Annotated in this window: 15 protein-coding genes; 8 read left to right on the top strand and 7 right to left on the bottom strand. The window is 68.4% G+C overall.

Annotation, left to right across the window (positions count from 1 at the left end; genetic code table 11):
• Positions 1-35 precede the first annotated feature (35 nt).
• On the bottom strand, positions 36-1,031 hold the full coding sequence (locus tag KGA66_RS09610; protein ID WP_211466870.1) for a cation diffusion facilitator family transporter: 996 nt from the start codon (positions 1,029-1,031) through the stop codon (positions 36-38).
• 116 nt (positions 1,032-1,147) lie between these two features.
• Positions 1,148-2,074 carry an LLM class F420-dependent oxidoreductase gene (locus KGA66_RS09605; protein ID WP_211466868.1) on the bottom strand — a complete coding sequence of 309 codons (927 nt, stop codon included), beginning with the start codon at positions 2,072-2,074 and terminating at the stop codon, positions 1,148-1,150.
• 384 nt (positions 2,075-2,458) lie between these two features.
• Between KGA66_RS09605 and KGA66_RS09600 the strand changes: the two genes are divergently transcribed.
• The 3 genes from KGA66_RS09600 (at position 2,459) to KGA66_RS31520 (ending at position 6,514) form a co-directional block, all read left to right on the top strand.
• On the top strand, positions 2,459-4,234 hold the full coding sequence (locus tag KGA66_RS09600; RefSeq protein WP_211466866.1) for a phosphatidylglycerol lysyltransferase domain-containing protein: 1,776 nt from the start codon (positions 2,459-2,461) through the stop codon (positions 4,232-4,234).
• 247 nt (positions 4,235-4,481) lie between these two features.
• The gene (locus tag KGA66_RS09595) at positions 4,482-5,753 is read left to right on the top strand and encodes a sensor histidine kinase (RefSeq protein WP_211466864.1); all 1,272 of its coding nucleotides are present in this window, start codon (positions 4,482-4,484) and stop codon (positions 5,751-5,753) included.
• A gap of 74 nt (positions 5,754-5,827) precedes the next feature.
• Positions 5,828-6,514 carry a response regulator transcription factor gene (locus KGA66_RS31520; RefSeq protein WP_211466862.1) on the top strand — a complete coding sequence of 229 codons (687 nt, stop codon included), beginning with the start codon at positions 5,828-5,830 and terminating at the stop codon, positions 6,512-6,514.
• 23 nt (positions 6,515-6,537) lie between these two features.
• Here the strand turns inward: KGA66_RS31520 and KGA66_RS09585 are convergent, their stop codons facing one another.
• The 3 genes from KGA66_RS09585 to KGA66_RS09575 all read right to left on the bottom strand — a co-directional run bounded on the left by KGA66_RS09585 (position 6,538) and on the right by KGA66_RS09575 (position 9,954).
• Entirely contained in the window at positions 6,538-7,155 is a 618-nt protein-coding gene (locus tag KGA66_RS09585; protein WP_211466860.1) for a hypothetical protein, read from the bottom strand.
• A gap of 238 nt (positions 7,156-7,393) precedes the next feature.
• The gene (locus KGA66_RS09580; protein ID WP_211466858.1) at positions 7,394-8,239 is read right to left on the bottom strand and encodes a DUF4190 domain-containing protein; all 846 of its coding nucleotides are present in this window, start codon (positions 8,237-8,239) and stop codon (positions 7,394-7,396) included.
• Between the two features lie 134 nt (positions 8,240-8,373).
• Complete coding sequence (locus KGA66_RS09575) at positions 8,374-9,954, bottom strand: M1 family metallopeptidase (RefSeq protein ID WP_211466856.1); 1,581 nt, start codon at positions 9,952-9,954, stop codon at positions 8,374-8,376.
• A gap of 268 nt (positions 9,955-10,222) precedes the next feature.
• Here KGA66_RS09575 and KGA66_RS09570 point away from each other — a divergent pair, with 268 nt between their 5' ends.
• The 3 genes from KGA66_RS09570 to KGA66_RS09560 all read left to right on the top strand — a co-directional run bounded on the left by KGA66_RS09570 (position 10,223) and on the right by KGA66_RS09560 (position 13,563).
• On the top strand, positions 10,223-10,630 hold the full coding sequence (locus KGA66_RS09570; RefSeq protein ID WP_211466854.1) for a hypothetical protein: 408 nt from the start codon (positions 10,223-10,225) through the stop codon (positions 10,628-10,630).
• Between the two features lie 69 nt (positions 10,631-10,699).
• A complete protein-coding gene (locus KGA66_RS09565) occupies positions 10,700-12,226 on the top strand; it encodes a WXG100 family type VII secretion target (protein WP_211466852.1) in 1,527 nt (508 codons plus the stop codon).
• Between the two features lie 2 nt (positions 12,227-12,228).
• Positions 12,229-13,563 (top strand): S8 family serine peptidase, encoded by a 1,335-nt coding sequence (locus KGA66_RS09560; protein ID WP_211466850.1) that lies wholly within the window; start codon positions 12,229-12,231, stop codon positions 13,561-13,563.
• Positions 13,564-13,742: 179 nt separating this feature from the next.
• Here the strand turns inward: KGA66_RS09560 and KGA66_RS09555 are convergent, their stop codons facing one another.
• Both KGA66_RS09555 and KGA66_RS09550 read right to left on the bottom strand, forming a co-directional pair.
• Positions 13,743-14,111, bottom strand: coding sequence for a cell division protein SepF (locus KGA66_RS09555; protein WP_211466848.1), 369 nt, complete (start codon positions 14,109-14,111; stop codon positions 13,743-13,745).
• A 226-nt stretch (positions 14,112-14,337) separates the two neighbouring features.
• Positions 14,338-15,084, bottom strand: coding sequence for a MerR family transcriptional regulator (locus tag KGA66_RS09550; protein ID WP_211466846.1), 747 nt, complete (start codon positions 15,082-15,084; stop codon positions 14,338-14,340).
• A gap of 188 nt (positions 15,085-15,272) precedes the next feature.
• Here KGA66_RS09550 and KGA66_RS09545 point away from each other — a divergent pair, with 188 nt between their 5' ends.
• Both KGA66_RS09545 and KGA66_RS09540 read left to right on the top strand, forming a co-directional pair.
• Positions 15,273-15,881: a nitroreductase/quinone reductase family protein gene (locus KGA66_RS09545; RefSeq protein WP_211466844.1), complete on the top strand. Its 609-nt coding sequence runs from the start codon at positions 15,273-15,275 to the stop codon at positions 15,879-15,881.
• A gap of 68 nt (positions 15,882-15,949) precedes the next feature.
• Positions 15,950-16,598, top strand: a 649-nt coding sequence (locus KGA66_RS09540) for a chaplin (RefSeq protein ID WP_211466842.1), incomplete at its 3' end; no start/stop codon positions are given.

Here is a 16,598-nt window from a genome sequence, read left to right as displayed (position 1 = left end):
CATCCCAACGCACTATGTCCGGGGGGGGTTGACTGTCAGTGCTCGCTGCGCGGCGCGGTGCGCTCGATCGTGAGCAGGGCCTCCGGCGCGTGGTCGACCTGGAGCGTCGTGTGCTGGATCCCGAACTTCTCCCGCAGCAACTCCTGGAGCCGGCCGCGCACCGCGTGGCAGTTCTCCCCCGGCACGACCAGCACATGGGCCGAAAGCGCCGCGAACCCCGAGGTGATCGTCCACACGTGCAGGTCGTGCACCTCGGAGACCTGCGGATCGGCCGCCATCGCGGCGCCGACCCGTGCGGGCTCCAGTCCCGCCGGCGCGCCTTCCAGGAAGATCCGCCACGAGTCGCGCACCAGCCGGTATCCGGCGCGCGCCATCAGCGCGGCGACGAAGAGCGAGGCGATCGCGTCGGCGCGGTCGAACCCGGTGGTCAGCACGACGATGCCGGAGACGGCCGTGGCGAGGAAGGCCCAGGCGTCGCTGAGGATGTGCTGGAACGCGCCCTCCACGTTCAGGCTGGTCCGGTTCGCGCGGCTGATCAACAGCGCGGCCGCCGCGTTGACCGCGATGCCGACGAGCGCGGTCGCGGTGACCAGGCCGCCGGCCACGTTCGGCGGCTCGATCAGCCGGCGCACCGCCTCGTCGCCGAACACGACCACGAGTACGAGCAGCGTGATGCCGTTGGCCTGCGCGGAGAGGATTTCCGCGCGGCGCAGGCCGTAGGTCCACGGCCCGCTGGCCGGACGGGCGGCCAGCCGCATGGCGAACAGTGCCAAGCCCAGCGAGGCGGCGTCGGTGAGCATGTGCCCGGCGTCCGAGACCAGGGCCAGCGAGCGCGCGGACAGCCCGGCGGTCACCTCGGCCGCCATGAAGGCGAGGATCAGCCCGAGCGCCGCGGTCAGGTAGCGGCGGTCCGAGTCCGCGCGGACCGCCGCGCCGTGGTCGTGCCCGTGGTCGTGCCCGTGGCCGTGGCCGGCACGATCGGGCTTGTCTTCCTCGTGTCCCTCGCCGTCGCGCGCGCGGTCGACCTTCATGCGCCACAGCATAGCCGGTGAAACAGTATATTGAGATATGACAATGACAACGGTTGTCGGAATCATCTCGGCCCGGCCCGGCCCGGCGCCGTTCGCCGGGCCGTCCGGCCGGTCCGTCAGCCCAGCTGCGGCGCCACCTCGGCGGCGATCAGCTCCAGGTGGTCCAGGTCGGCCAGGTCCCGGATCTGAAGGTAGATCCGGGTAGCGCCCAGTTCCTTGAGGCGACCGAGCGTGTCGACCACCTCGCCCGGTGTGCCGTAGTAGCCCTTCTCGCGCAGCCACTCGACGGGCACCCCGGCCGCCTCAGCGCGCCGAGCCACCTCTGCGTCATCCTTGCCGACGACGGTCGTGCTGGCGGCGGAGAGGATGAGTGAGTCCGGGTCCCGGCCCGACTGCGCCGTCGCGGCGCGCACCCGCGCGAAGCTGGCGGCCGTCTCCTGCAGGTCGCAGAAGTTCGCGTTGAACTCGTCGGCGTAGCGGGCGGCCAGGCGCGGGGTGCGCGTCGGGCCGCTGCCGCCCACGATGACCGGCGGGTGCGGACGCTGCGCCGGCTTCGGCAGTGCGGGCGAGTCCACCAGCCGGTAGTGCTCGCCGGCGAACGAGAAGGTCTGCCCCTGCGGGGTGTCCCAGAGCCCGGTGACGATCGCCAGCTGTTCTTCAAGCAGCTCGAACCGCTTGTCCGGGAAGGGGATCCCGTACGCCGCGTGTTCCTCGCCGAACCATCCGGTCCCCAGGCCCAGCTCGACCCGGCCGCCGGACATCCGGTCGACCTGCGCGACCTGGATCGCCAGCGGGCCGGGCAGCCGGAAGGTCGCCGGGGACACCAGGGTGCCGAGCCGGATGCGGGAGGTCTCGCGGGCCAGCCCGGCGAGGGTGATCCAGGCGTCCGTCGGTCCCGGCAGGCCGGAAACCTCGCCCATCTTGAGGTAGTGGTCCGAGCGGAAGAAGCCGTCGAAGCCCAGGTCTTCGGCGGCCTTGGCGATCGTCAGCTGGGTGTCGTAGGTGGCGCCTTGCTGGGGCTCGGTGAAGATGCGCAGTTGCATGGGCCCATCCTGGCACCGGGACCGGACTCGGCATCGCCGCCTTGCGCGCCGCCCGACCGCTGTAGCCGTCGGGCGTCGGCAAGGTCGCCTTCACCGGCTCGACAGCCAACCGCTCTGGTCTCGGCAGCCACGCGTCCGGCAGCATCAACGTGTCGACTCGCCCGGAACCGGTCAGGCGAGCATCTCGTCATTTTCCGGAGGGAGCTTGTTGCCGTTGGCCGGGAAGTCGCTGGACCATCCAGGCCGCCGGAACAGGCCCCGCGACCGCGTTCGCCCGGCCCCGCCACGGCCGGGCGGACGCGGTGCCGCGCGGTTCGCGTCGCGGTGCCTCCGTCCGTCAGGATGAGAAGGACGAATCGGACAGCGAAGGGACGCGAGCGGCGGATGTCTGCGGGCACTGTGGAACGGTCTACCGGCCGGAAGGGCGGCAACTGCGCCCCGGCCCCGGGCAAGGGGCTGCTGGGCGGGCGGCTGCGCGGTCCTTCGGCGGTTTACGCGGTCTGGTACCTGCGGATCGCCGCGCTGCTGAATCTGCTCGGCGCGATCTTCGTGTCCTTCGGCAACACCGTGCACCGGCACAATTCCGGCGACTACTTCACGCCGTACCTGCTGACCGCCGGGTACGCGTCCGCCGCCTTCACCGCGTTCATGGCCGTCACGATGGGGCGGCGTAAACGCGTGGCGTGGATCTTCAACATGGTCCTGCTGACGCCGACCGCCGCGCTCTACGTCTATGCGATGATCTTCCCGCAGTTCCGCGGCCACCCGTTCGACTGGTTCTCCACCGGGTTCACGCTGCTGTTGTGGCTGGCGCTGCTGGGCGGTCGCCGCGAGTTCTACGCGAAGGGCGATCGGAACAATCCGAAGCTGGCCGCCGGGGTGCTGCTCGGCGGCGGCGCGGCCGCGGTGGCGATCGGGGTGCTGCTGGTCAGCACCTTCGGGTCGCTCGGCGTCTCCAGCCTGGGCGACCGTATCGGCTACACCCTGGCCCGCGTGGCGACCCTCGCCGGGGACGACATGGGTCCGGACGGCCTGGTGGTGCCGCACTGGGTCGGCGTCATCATCAACCTGATGAGCCTCGCGCTGTTCCTGCTGGCGCTCTACTCGCTCTTCCGTTCGCCACGCGGGCGCTGGCTGCACTCGCCCGAGGACGAGGAGCGGCTGCGCGCACTGCTCGACAAACACGGGGACCGCGACTCGCTCGGCTACTTCGCACTGCGCCGGGACAAGGCGGTCGTCTTTTCCCCGACAGGCAAGTCCGCGATCGCGTACCGCGTCGTAGGAGGCGTATCCCTGGCGTCTGGCGACCCTCTCGGCGACCCGGAGGCATGGCCGGGGGCGATCGAGGCATGGCTGACCGAGGCGTATCAACACGCGTGGGCACCGGCGGTGGCCGGGGCGAGCGAGGAGGGCGGCACGGTCTACCAACGGCACGGCCTCACCGCGCTCGAGCTCGGCGACGAGGCCGTTGTCGAGGTCGCGGACTTCACCCTTGAGGGCCGGGCGATGCGCGTAGTACGGCAGGCGTACAACCGGGTCAAGCGCGCCGGTTACACGGTGCGCGTCCGCCGGCACGAGGACATTCCCAGAGACGAGTTCGCCGCGCTGATCAAGGCCGCGGACCACTGGCGGTACGGCGAGAGCGAGCGCGGATTCTCGATGGCGCTCGGCCGGTTGGGCGACGCGGCGGACGGGCGCTGCGTGATGGTCGAGTGCCACGACGTCGAGGGCCGGCTGTGCGCGCTGCTGTCCTACGTGCCCTGGGGAAGTTCGGGGCTGTCGCTGGATCTGATGCGGCGGGACAAGGCGTCGGACAACGGCGTGATCGAATACATGGTCATCGAGTTGATCCAGCGGGCCGCCGAGGTGGGCGTCGAGCGGATCTCGCTGAACTTCGCCATGTTCCGGGCGGTCTTCGAGCGCGGTTCACGGCTCGGCGCCGGGCCGGTGCTGCGCCTGTGGCGCGCGGTGTTGCTGTTCTTCTCGCGCTGGTGGCAGCTCGAATCGTTGTACCGGGCGAACGCCAAGTACCGCCCGATCTGGGAACCGCGTTTCGTGCTCTACGGCCGGTCCAGCGACCTTCCGCGCATCGGCGTCGCCTATGCGCGCGCCGAGGGTTTCCTCGCGCTGCCCTCGATCAGGCGAGCGCGGTCGGATTGAGGCCGGCGCGACTTCGTTCACTGCGAGGATCAACCCGGAGCCAACCCCCGGGTTGATCCCGGCGTGCCGCCCGCGCGCTTAACTTCGAGCCGTACCTTCACGCGGCAGGCATCGGGGAGCGGGAGATGAGCACGGGAGCCACACGCGGGCAGACCGCGATCGCGGCCACGATGATCGTTTTCGTCGTCGGCGGGCGGTTCGCGCGAGACACTTCGCTGATCAGCCCACGGGTATTACCGTGTCGGACGTGATCGACTGGACCGCGAAGTGGTCGACCGAGCACCGTGCCGTGCCGGCGAGGTACCGCATGTTCCCGGCGCGGTTGGCCGCGCTCGGATTCATCCTGTGGGCCACTCTGACTCAGCGTCAACACGTGCAGTTCGGCACACACGGGGTCGGACTGCTCGCCGCCGTGATGCTTGCGTTCTGCGCTGCCGGCTGGGTCGTCTGGTCCGCCGGGATCTACCTCGCACCGCAGCGGATCGGCGAGCGGGCCGTGATCGTCGCGCTGTGTGTGTTCGGCGCGGCCGGCGCGCTGCTCACGGGGCTGGACCTGCCGTCGGTCGCTGTCACCTTTCCGGCGTCCGCCACGATGTCCGCGTCCGTGCGCTTCCGGGTCCGCTTCTCGCTGACCATCGTCCTCACCTTCTCCGTGATCATGCTCGTCACCACCGCGGTGTCCGGGGCGAACCCGGGCACCGCGGCCGGGTATGTCGGTGTGCTGTTCGGGTGCTACGGCCTGGGTCTCGGCCGGCACGCCCAGTCGCAGCGCGCTGCCACCGCCGAGCAGTTGCTGGCGGAGACGCGCCGCGCGAACGACGAGCAGGCGCACGCGGCGGCGCTGGCCGAGCGCGGCCGTATCGCCCGCGAGATCCACGATGTGCTCGCGCACTCCCTCTCCGCGCTGACGGTGCAGCTCGAAGCCGCCGACGCGCTGCTGAGCAGCGGGACCGACCCGCAGAAGGCGCACAATTATGTGATCAGCGCGCGGCGCATCGCGCGCGAGGGCCTGACTGAGACGCGCCGGGCCATCGCTGCGCTGCGTGAGGACACTCCGCCCCTGCGGACGCTGTTGCGTGCGCTGGCCGAATCGTACGCGTCGGACACCGGCGCGTCCGTCACCGTCGTCGCGGACCGTGAACCGGCTGATCTCCAGCCCGACACATCGCTGGCGCTGTACCGCACCGCGCAGGAGTCACTGACGAATGCGCGCAAGCACGCCCCGGGCGCACCGATCGAGCTCTCGCTGGTGTGCGCTGCTTGCGAAACCGTCCTGACGGTGACCAACGGTGCCGCGACCGCGCCGGTCACTGCGCTCGCCTCGTCCGGCGGTGGCTACGGCCTGGCCGGCCTCAGGGAACGCGCAGAGCTGGCCGGAGGCAGTCTGGACGCGGGCGCGCACGGCGACGGCTGGCGAGTCGCCCTGCGTATTCCGGCGAGCGCGCGGCCCCTTGGAACTCAGCGGCCGGATGCCGTCGCGCGGCCTTTGGTGCCTCGCCCTGGTCCAGGCCGGGTTTGAGCAACCTCGCGGGGCCGCGACGCCACTTCTCAACCACGGCCTGGTGTCCCGGCGCGGGACACTAGGCTGGAGCGGTGGACTCCGGTTCGGAAAGGCCCCAGATCCGCGTGCTCGTCGCGGATGATCAGGCCGCGGTGCGCGACGGACTGGTCACCCTGCTTGATCTCGATCCGCAGATCACCGTTGTCGCCGCCGCGGGCGACGGAAGGCAGACGCTTGACGCGGTCGCGGCGACGGATCCGGACGTGGTGCTGATGGACCTGCACATGCCTGTCATGGACGGCATCGAGGCGACTGCGCGGATCACCGCACAGTACCCGCGCACGAGGGTGGTCGTGCTGACCACTTACGCTGACGACGTCTCGATTCACGGGGCACTTCAGGCAGGTGCGCTCGGCTATCTCACCAAGGACTCGGGGCGCGAGGACATCGCCCGCGCCGTGATCGCGGCCGCGGCCGGTCAGTCGGTCCTCGACGGCGCGGTGCAGCGCAGGCTTGTCTCTGCCGCGGCCGCCGCGAGCAGCCCGGTGCCGATGGCGACAGCGCAGAGCGTATCGTCGAGACCGGACAATCTGACGGCGCGTGAGATCGAAGTGCTACGCCTGATCGCGGCGGGCAGTTCCAATGCGCAGATCGCCGCGCAACTGTTCGTGTCCGAAGCCACGGTCAAGACACACATCAACCATCTGTTCGCAAAGGCCGGTGTGCGTGACCGCGCCCAAGCCGTGCGTTATGCGTACCGGCACGGCCTCGTCGGATGATTCATCAGAGTGCTGTCGCGCGGTCAGAGTGAGTGGCAGTATGAGTCGGCCGCGGTGCCGTCCACCTGCAGTTTGGCCTCGTCGGTCACCAGTTGGCCCGTCTCCCCCGTCGCTTTCGCGTTCGTGATGTCGACCGACAGCGCTTCGAGGTCACCGGCTACAAGTTGCAGTCGGGTACGCACCTGAGCGCTGTCCGCGCTGTCGGCGGCGCCGTCGAGGGTGGTGTGTATCGCGTCGAGTTCAGCCGCGAGCGCACTCAGGTCGCCGCCGGGTGCGGCTTGGACGGCGCGGAGCCGTGATGCCGCGGTGTTGGCGTTGAGGCAGCCGGAGTCCAGTAGCGGGGCTGTGGCTGCGACGTAGGTTTCGACGCCGCCGAGCACGAGCGAGAGCGTTATTCCGATCAGCGCCGCCGTGCGTCCGGCGCCTCGCCGCGAGCGAGAGCGGCGCAACCCGATCGCGCTGAGCGCGAGCCCGACCGGAGGCAGAAACGAAACGACCGCTCCCGCCAGGGCCAGGGGGTTGCCCCGGTCCGCGGGAGGGGTCGTGTGGTCGTCCCAGTGGCCTGGGTAGTCCCCGTTCCCGGCCGGTTCGGCCGGGGGAACCTCGAACAGCGAGAGCGCTTCGTTCGAGTCGTTCGCCATGTTGTTTTTTGCCTTTGCGTTAAACCGGATAAGCGACAGACAACGATTGATGATCGTATGAGTCGCGCGCACCGTGCACCAGCACGTGCAACCAAACGCGGCCGAAAAGTGATGACGGCCGTGGAATCAGAAACGGAGGATGAACCGGCTTCGTGCAGCCGGGGCGGGAGAAACGGCGCAGGGCCGCTGCCGGCGGTGCTGCCGGCGGCGGCCCTGCTTGTCTCTCGGCGAGGAGGGGTCAGAGCTTGCTGCAGATGTCGTCGATCGCCGTGCCGTCGCCCTGGAGGCGGTCTGCGGCTGCGGTGAACTGGCTCAGTTGGCTGGTGTCGCCGTTCTGGAGCGCCTTGAGGCCGCTGAGCACGGTGCCCAGGTCGGTGTCCATGGCCTGGATCCGGTCTTTGACCGACTGGTGCTGCGCCTTGGCGAGCGCGTTGTCAAGGTCCGTCTTCAGGGTCTGGATGTCATTGGTGAACGTCGCCAGGTCCGCCCGCAACGCGGTCTGGTCGCTGCTGTCGTTGCTCACTTTGGAGCTGTCGGTCTGCAACCTGTCGAGCAGGGAGGTGACGGAACTCTCGGCCGAGGTGCAGCCCGGGTCGAGCGCGGTGCTGTTGCTGACCGCCGCGATTCCGACGCCGTAGCCGATGCCGAACAGCAGCGAGAGCACCAGTCCCGCGATGGAGAGCCCGCGGCCCTTGCCACCGGCCTTGCCGGACCGCACGAGGCCGAGGATCGAGAAGATCAGGCCGAGGATCGCCGTGAAGCACAGGATGAATCCGGCTACCGCGAATCCGTTCGTCTGTTGCGCCGGCGGCATGTAGCCGCCGTAGCCGCCTGGAGCACCGTAGGGCGGCTGGGCGCCGTACTGCGGCTGAGCCCCGTATTGCGCCTGGTCCGTGTACGGCGGCATCTGCTGCTGGGGGGCGCCGTACTGCGGCTGGGCCCCGTACGGCTGCTGCGGCTGCTGCGGCGCGCCGTACTGCGGATCGACCGGCGGCGGCGCGAACGACCCGGAGTCGCCACCGCTTTGCGGTACCGACCAGTCGCCGCCGGATTGCTGCGGCTGCTGCCCCCATGGTTCGGACACGATGTCCCCCTCTAAGAATTCAAGACGTGAGCGGCTGATCCTAGCGAGCGCCGGTCACGGGCTGCCGCACCGAGGCCCTCACCGGCACCGAATCGTGACCGGACCTTGCCTTAAATCGAGATCGAACGGCTGGTCTAAGGCAAGTCGGGCAAGGGCGCCGCGTCGACCCAGCCGTGCATGAACGGCGTCAAGTCCTGCGCGGTGTAGACAGCCGGCACCAGTTGGAGGAAATCATCACTCTGAGCGTTGCCGCTCTGGTTGCGGTTGCACCAGATCCGCAGCAGTTGGAAGAACGTCTGGTCCCCCATCGTCAGCCGCAGCGCGTGCAGGAAACAGGCACCGCGCAGGGCGACCCGCTCGTCCAGGATGCGCTCGGCTCCCGGGTCGGCTAGGACCAGGTCTTGCGCGAGGGCACGCAGCCGCCCGATCGCCGCGCGCGCGGCCGCGTCGGCGCTAGCACCCCCTGACTTCTCCAGCCAGACCCATTGCGCGTATCGAGCGAAGGCCGTGCTGAGCCAGATATCCGTCCATTTGCTCACTGTCACGCTGCCGCCGAACCATTGTGCTGCGAGGGTGCGGGCGATCAGGCTCTCTTGCGTGCGCCGACCGTCGACCAGTGAGGAGTCGAGCAGGCCGAGCGTCTGTGCGGCGTAGGCTCCGCCGAGCGGGCCCGCGGGGGTGAGCCCGGGCACGCCGTCGAGCACGGCGGTTCCGTAGACGTCGAACGGGTACGGACCGAAGAGCGAGGCGAAGACGGTGAGCATCTGGCTTTGCCTGCCGAGGTCGATGCGTGCCTGCGCGGCGAGACGCTCGGGGTACGCGTTCCGCAACTGGATGCCGGCCGGACCTGACGAGGTGTCGATCACGAGGTCACCGATCACGATCGTCGCCAGGTATGTCGCCATGGGCCCGTCGTGGCGGTAGGTCCAGCGGGTACCGAAGTCCTGTGGGCGCTTGTCCACGAGGCGCCCGTTGGCGAGCACGCGGACCCCGGTCGGCGCTGTCACCGCGATGTCGTAGGCGGCTTTGAGCGACGGGTGGTCGGCGCACGGGAACCACGTGGGCGCGCCGACGGGCAGCGACAGTACGGCGATGTCCGCACCCGCCTGTGCACTTGCCTGCGCACCAGGCTGCGCACCCGCCTGCGCGTGCACACCGTCGGCTCCGCTTGTGCCGGTCGGCTGCCAGCCCACTTGCCCGACGCCGGCGATTCGGCTTGGCACGGGCTGCCCGGAGTAAGCGATCTCCAGCTGCGCCATCCGCCCGCTCGGCAGCACAGAGCGCGGCCGGATGTGCAGCTTGTCGCCTTGCCTGGAGAACGATGCTTCCGCGCCATCGGCCCGGACGGACAAGACGGTCATTCCGGCGGCCAGGTCCAGGCTGAGCACGGAGAGTGCCTCATAGGGCAGAACCCTGATTGTGGCCGTACCGGCGACCCGTGCGGCGCCCTGCGCGTAGGCCAGATCCAGCGCGTAATGGTTGACGAGGAATCCTCCGGCGCCGTGTCCGGGAAAATACGGGTCCAGGGAGGTCTCCGCGGCCTGCCACGGCGCCGCGGGTACACCTCCGGTTCCCGTTCCTGCCGCGCATCCCGCGACGCCCCCGGCCGTCGTCGCCGTTGCCGCCGCGGCACCGAGAGTCCGCAGTGCGGTACGGCGGCTGTAGCGCGGTGAGCCGTCCGAGCGACGGGCGGGCTCGGCTGCTCGCGCCGACATGGCGATCCTCCGTCCTGAACCGCGGGCCTGGGAAAACCGGGTGGACCGCGGCGCGCGGTGTGGCCACAGTGGACCTTTCGGGCCGACGGGCCGGCCTGATGTCAACCGTACCGGTCCGCCGCGCCAACTTACGGCGTCGAAGCGGTGGCCGTGCGCAGTCCATGTCGGTACCCTTCGATAGGGTGTCCCCGCCAGACGGCGCGCCAGGCGTCGCGACGGGTGGCGCGAGCAGTTTCAACACGAGGGGAACCGAGGGGAAAACGGCGTCATGGGTAGCAGCTTCAGAGTCGAGTTGGAGGAGCTTGAAGCGGTCCGTGCCAAGCTTCAGGCACTGCTGCAGGACCACTTTCAGGCGCCGGCGAGCCCGCTCGCGGTGAACACCTTTCACAACAACACGGCGTCGGACATTCAGCAGACGGCGGCGCCGGGCGGCATCAAGCGCGCCGAGTCGGGTGACGGCTCGTCCAATTTCGGGTTGACGAACGACGGCCTTGAGGCGGCCTGGCGGCTGAACTCGGCCAACGGCCAGGTGCAGCAGGCCATCTACGGCTTGATCTCTGAGGTGAATCAGAAGATCAGTGATCTGCACGACCGGATCCAGAAGACCCATCAGTTGTACTCGACGACCGAGAACAACCTGCACTTGGACATGACCCAGGTGCAGAAGAGCACCTGACGCGGTTTGGTATCGGATCAGAACGAACGGAACGTGACGGAACCGGAAGACGCGGAGTAGGGCAGTCGGATGCCGAATCAGTTCAACCAGGGCACGATCAAGCAGTACGGCGGTGTCGCCTGGGCGAAGCAGCAGGTCGCCGCGCTGGATCCGGGGGCGATCGGTGACCAGATCGCTGGTTATCAGCAGGTAGCCACGTCGCTGAACAATATTGTGGACACGCTCAATTCTGCGAATTCGTCCCTTCAGTCGGCCTGGAGCGGTGATGCGGCGACGGCGGCTACCCAGACCTTCAAGGAGACGTCGAATCACGCGCAGAACGTCGTCGCGACGGTCAACAACACGATCTCGCAGCTGAAGACGGCGCAGTCGGCCGCCGCGTCGGCGCAGGCCGCGATGCAGAGGGTGCCCAGCGAGAAGCCGGTGCCCTCCGGCGGCCTGTTCAGCGGGATCACGAACACGTTCTCGGACATCTTCACCGGGACCGATCCAGTACAGCAGGCTCAGCAGCACAACACCGCCGCGCGCAACCAGGCGGCAGAGGTGCTCAACTCGCTGTCCACCAGCTACGACTCCGCTGCGAACAACATGAGTTCGATCGCAGGGGGCGGACACGAAGGCTGGCACTTCCAGCCCAATAATCCTTCGACTGGAGCTTTCAGTCTCGGCAGCGGCGCTTACAGCGGCCCAAGCTCCGCCAGCAGCTACACCTACAGCGGTCGTTCCACAACTGGCGGTGGCACGGCGACACACCAGTCGAGCGTCGGTGGCAGCGTTTCCGGGGGTGTCTTCCACGATGGCGGCACGTCCGTGCAGCACGTGGGACCGCTCACCTCGCCGCCGAGTTCGGCCCCGCCCGGGATCGAGAACGTCGCAACCGGAACGACCACCACGACTCCGGGACCGATCATGGGTATTCCCGGCGCCGGTCTGCCACTGCCTCCGCCAGAGGAGTCGAACAAGCCCGGTGGGCTTGGCGGCGAGAGCCTGTTCGGCGGCGGCGCGGGCGAGGAGAACGGTGCCGGCCGCACGTCCAAGTTCAACTCATCGAACGTGTTCGGCGAAGACGGTTTCGGCAGCGAATCCGGTGGCGCCGCGCGCCGCAACGGTGCCGGCCTCGGCGGGAGCGAACTGGGCGGCGAGGAAGCGCCGATGGGCGGCCGCCTCGGCGGTGGTGCCGGAAGTTCGGCGTCCGGCGAGGGTCAGGCCGGTCTGCGCGGCATGGGCGGCGGTCGGCAGGGAGGCGGGGCATCGGGTGAGGAAGAACTCGGATCCTCGCGGTACTCGCGCGGTCGCTTCTTCGGCGGCGACGAGCCCGGATCAGCGCCCGAGGAGTGGGTGCAGCCCTCGATCGGCGGCAACGAGTCGCTGTTGGTCAACGACGGCGCACGCGGCTCAGGCACCGGTCGGGTAACGTCGGCGTACGACGGGGCGACGGACGCCGATGGCAACCCGCTGCACATGACGCAGGGCATTGGCCGGCGTGGCGTCAGTCGCGATGAGGACGAGGAGCGCCGTGAGCGCCCTGATTATCTGAAGGAAGACCCGGAATGGTGGCAGAGCGCACAACGAGTAGCCCCGCCGGTCATCGAGTAGTTTTGCGTACGAGGCAGCCGAAAAAGGCTGCACTGAGGCGTGCGGGCAGCGCGGCCATCGCGGCAGCGCTGCTCGCTCTTCCTGCGGTCACCGCGAGCCCCGCACAGGCATTTTCGAGCCAACAGTGGGCGCTGGGATATCTCAAGGCATCCCAGGACTGGCAGATCTCAAAGGGTGCGAACGTCACCGTCGCAGTCCTGGACTCCGGTGTCGCCTCGATCCCCGATCTGAATGGCCAGGTCCTCTCCGGCGCTGATTTCTCCCAAGGAGCCACGAGTAGTGGCAACGGAACGACCGATACAGACAGCTCGGGCCACGGAACTGGCATGGCGTCAGTCATCGTCGGCAGCGGCACCAATGTGACTGGCCTGGCTCCTGAGGCAAAGATCCTTCCGGTGCGGGTGATGACCGGTGCCGGTGGCTTCACCGCACAAGAACTTGCCGCAGGCATTCAATTCGCCGTGCAGCAGCACGTGGGCGTAATCAATCTTTCGCTCAACAGCGCTGTGCCAGACCCCACCGTCCAAGCTGCCATCACTCAAGCGATAGATTCGAATGTTGTCGTGGTCGCGGCTACTGGAAACGAGTCGGCGAGTTCAGTCGATTATCCCGCAGCCTATCCGGGCGTGGTCGCTGTGGGCGCTGTCGATCAGGGAGGCCGGATCTGGCAGCGCTCTAATGTGGGCAGCCAGGTTGTAGTCACTGCGCCCGGCGTGGATATCTTCAGGGATAACAATCTCAATGAGCAAGGCACCGAATCAGGCACGTCGGAAGCCACCGCGTACGTTTCAGCGGCGGCCGCGCTCATCCGCAGCGCACACCCCGGCTGGACCGCCGGCCAGGTCATCCGCGACCTCATAGCCACCGCCGACCCCGGTGCGGGACAAACCGCCGGCCAGCACAGCGACCAATACGGCTACGGCGTGATCGACCCCCTCAAAGCCCTGCAAGCGCCCGCGCCATCCGACACCTCGAACCCGCTGCTCGCTTCAGGCGGCGCAGGCGCGAGCCCAGGCTCCAGTTCCACCGCCGGCACCGGCGCGGCAAACCCCACCACCGCGCCCAGCACCGAGACAGCACCAGCGAGCACGTCATCCCACACCGGCCTGATCATCGGCATCGTCATCGGTGTCATCGTCATACTCGCCGTCATCCTGCTGATCATCCTGCTCGCCCGGCGCGGCCCGAAACCACCCACCGGGCCAGGCCAATACGGCGGCGGATACCAGCCGCCCTACCAGCAACAGAACCCGTACCAGCAGCAAAACCCCTACCAGCAGCAGAACCCGTACCCTCAACAGCCTCACTATCCGCAGCACCCGAACCAGACTCCGTAACGCGGCGGTCAGCAGAGCCCAGCAGCAGGCAGCGGCACGCAGCGGCCGCGCGCAAAACACCAAGGGGCCGCCGACTACGCGAAACCATTCAAAGCTTCGCGCAGCCGACGGCCCACACAGTCGAAGCCGTCACTCAACCCGGCTGCTGCTACCGCAACCGGACCCCACGGCCGACAGGCTCAGTCCTGGTTGAAGAACCCAGGATCCGCAGACGGGCTCTGCGCGCCATCCATCAGCTCGGTGCCCTGCGGCGAAAGCAAGAAGACCCGAGAGGCCACCCGCTCTATCCCGCCACGCAGCGAGAAGATCAAACCCGAAGCGAAGTCGACGATCCGCTTCGCGTCCGCCTCCTCAAGATCCGCCAAGTTCATGATCACCGGAATGCCGTCCCGGAAATACTCACCGATCACCTTCGCGTCGGTGAAACTCTGCGGGCGCACGGTAGCGATCCGGTAGCCGGGCTGCGCACCAAGCTCCTCGCCGTACCACCGCTCGCCGTCGTCGACCGGCACAAGATGCGGGGCGGTCGCCCTGCGGCTCGAAGCCATCGCACGCCTCCCTTCCGGAGTAAGCTGTCAATCCGCCACGCCGAGCCTTCCCCGAACGGCGCAAGACTCACTACGTGACACGCGAGTAATGCCCCGTCGACGGGTCGCTCATTCGAGTGTTTCTCTTCTTAGCTGTCTACGCTAGCCGGTTTTCCGCTCGGACGACCCCCGACGCGCCGAACCCGAAGCCGCGTCAGGCTCAGCGCCGCTTCACGTCCCGCCGCAGCTATGGCAGGTTCGCCGCCGCGTACACTGCCATCGCGTCGCACACGTACTGCGCAGTACCCCGACCGTGCTTGTCGTAATACTGCCGGAACCGCTCGTCGGCCACATACATCTCACCGAGCCCCCGATACGCGGCCGCGTCAGGCGTCCAGAACAGACAAACCCACTGATAGTGCTCCGCAACAGCCTCCTGCGTGCGAGCGTCGTCGACCGGCACCGACCCCGCCGCAAACCCGGCGAAGCGCCGCGCCAAGTCCACCCCGCGCTGCGCGGCACCCGCGAACTCCCGCCGACTCCAGTCCCCAGTACGCCGACGCGACTCGGCAGCGGCCAGCGGCCACCGCTGCTCCACCTCCCTCTCGTAACGCGCCGGGTCGAAACCCTCGAACAGCTCCTCGACATCCATCTGTGCTCCTCCTGACAGTTCGTCGATCGTGAGCTGGACCGTGCCGGCCAGCCGCGCCAGCCGTTCGCTCTCCGCCAACAGCCAAGCCCGGTGCCGACCGAGCACCTCGCGCGTGCCGCGCCGGTCCTGGTCATCGATCACCGAGGCGATCGCGTCGAGTCCAAGACCGAGATCCCGCAGCAACAGGATCCGTTGCAACCGCAACAACTGCTCGCGCTCGTACATACGCACACCGCCCGGTCCAGTACCGGCCGGACGCAGCAGACCGATCGCGTCGTAATGCCGCAACGTCCGGGTCGTGATCCGAGACAGGCGGGCAACCTGTGCGATAGTCCAGCTCACAGGGTTCATCCTCCTTCAACCGCGACGCTAGGCGTTGACGCTGCGTCAAGCGCAAGCCCAAGCGGTCGCCAGAACAGACAGGCGGGCGGCCCGGGACCTTCAGCTCTGCTGCGCCGTCCCGGCCGCCGCTACATTGATCATGTTGTGAGCTGGCGAGATGAGTCCACGGTCGGACGGCGGCGAGGCCGATGAAACGCAATTCCCACCACGGGGCACCTGAAGAGCGGCTGCTCGACTCAGCCGACGAGCCGACCGGGTCGGCGCACCTCCCGGCCGCCGCCGAGACGGACGACATACAGATCACCGCGGAGCGCGCCGGTTTCGACACACGCGCCGGAGCCCGCGGGGGCCGCCGAACGCCGAGACCGATCCGGCGGCGGCTCGACAAGCTGGTGATGAACCGGATCGGGCACAGGGCATATCGCAGGCTGATGGGTTGCGACACCCTGGTCCTGACCACCGTCGGCCACCGCAGCGGCGCCGAGCGCACAACCCCGGTCGGCGGCTTCCCCGGCGGCAACGGCAGCTGGCTGATCGTAGCGGCAGCGGGCGGCACGGCGACGAACCCGGCCTGGTACTACAACATCGCCGCCCGACCCGACAAAGTCCGGATCGGCATCGAAGGCCGCCAGGTCGCGGTGACCGCCGTACAGCTCCACGGCGCGGAGCGCGCGCAAGCCTGGCAGCAGATAACCACCGCCGCACCCCAATTCGCCTGGTTCCAGCACAGAACCGACCGGGAACTGCCCGTCATCCGGCTGACGCCCCGTTCCCGTCCCACGTCACCGCGATCCTGAGGCCGCGAGCCGCAACACGCGGTCATGCGAGTCAGGTCGACCTCGCTGACCAGCCATCAGATCTCCGGATGGTTGTATCGCAGCGTCGAAATTCACTCATCCGCAGGATTCGTAAGATTTCCGGTAACCCTGACTTTCGTACCTCGTTCCCAGGGCGACGCAGCGGGTTTCGGCGCCCGCGATCGACATCCGGCCCGCCGAGCTGCGCCGACTCCGAAGCCGTACTGGCTCTCAAGGCGACCCTGGGGTTTTCACGCATGCATTCTTCGACGAAACGCCGCCTCATGCTCGGAATGACGGGTGGCCTGATGATGACCGGCCTGGGAATGGCCGGCGCGCACGCCGACACGACGGCGGCCGGCGAGACCTCGCTCTCCCACGGCGTCGCCTCCGGCAATCTGATCCAGATCCCGATCAACGCACCGGTAAACGTGTGCGGCAATCAAGCCGGCCTCGTCAGCGCCGGCGACGGCGATCAGGGCAGCACATGCGCCACCGGCGGCGGGTCGACCTCGGCGACGGGCGGCTCGTCCGGCTCGTCCGGCTCGTCCGGAACCGCTTCCGGCGACGTGATTCAGATCCCTGTCAACATTCCCGTCAACGTGTGCGGCAACCAGGTCACCGCGCTGGACTTGCTCGACTCGGTAACCGGCAGCTCCTGCGCGAATGGCGGCCCCGTGGACACCGCGACTGCGCTACCCAGCCCGAACCCCACAC

The sequence above is a fragment of the Actinocrinis puniceicyclus genome (assembly GCF_018283645.1).
GTDB classification, from domain to species: domain Bacteria; phylum Actinomycetota; class Actinomycetes; order Streptomycetales; family Catenulisporaceae; genus Actinocrinis; species Actinocrinis puniceicyclus.
This window is presented reverse-complemented; position numbering and strand designations above follow the sequence as displayed.

Excerpts from the sequence above, each read along its gene's own strand:
- KGA66_RS09610 (WP_211466870.1), bottom strand. The coding sequence starts at position 1,031 with ATGAAGGTCGACCGCGCGCGCGACGGCGAGGGACACGAGGAAGACAAG.
- KGA66_RS09605 (WP_211466868.1), bottom strand. The coding sequence starts at position 2,074 with ATGCAACTGCGCATCTTCACCGAGCCCCAGCAAGGCGCCACCTACGAC.
- KGA66_RS09600 (WP_211466866.1), top strand. The coding sequence starts at position 2,459 with ATGTCTGCGGGCACTGTGGAACGGTCTACCGGCCGGAAGGGCGGCAAC.
- KGA66_RS09585 (WP_211466860.1), bottom strand. The coding sequence starts at position 7,155 with ATGGCGAACGACTCGAACGAAGCGCTCTCGCTGTTCGAGGTTCCCCCG.
- KGA66_RS09575 (WP_211466856.1), bottom strand. The coding sequence starts at position 9,954 with ATGTCGGCGCGAGCAGCCGAGCCCGCCCGTCGCTCGGACGGCTCACCG.
- KGA66_RS09570 (WP_211466854.1), top strand. The coding sequence starts at position 10,223 with ATGGGTAGCAGCTTCAGAGTCGAGTTGGAGGAGCTTGAAGCGGTCCGT.
- KGA66_RS09565 (WP_211466852.1), top strand. The coding sequence starts at position 10,700 with ATGCCGAATCAGTTCAACCAGGGCACGATCAAGCAGTACGGCGGTGTC.
- KGA66_RS09555 (WP_211466848.1), bottom strand. The coding sequence starts at position 14,111 with ATGGCTTCGAGCCGCAGGGCGACCGCCCCGCATCTTGTGCCGGTCGAC.
- KGA66_RS09545 (WP_211466844.1), top strand. The coding sequence starts at position 15,273 with ATGAAACGCAATTCCCACCACGGGGCACCTGAAGAGCGGCTGCTCGAC.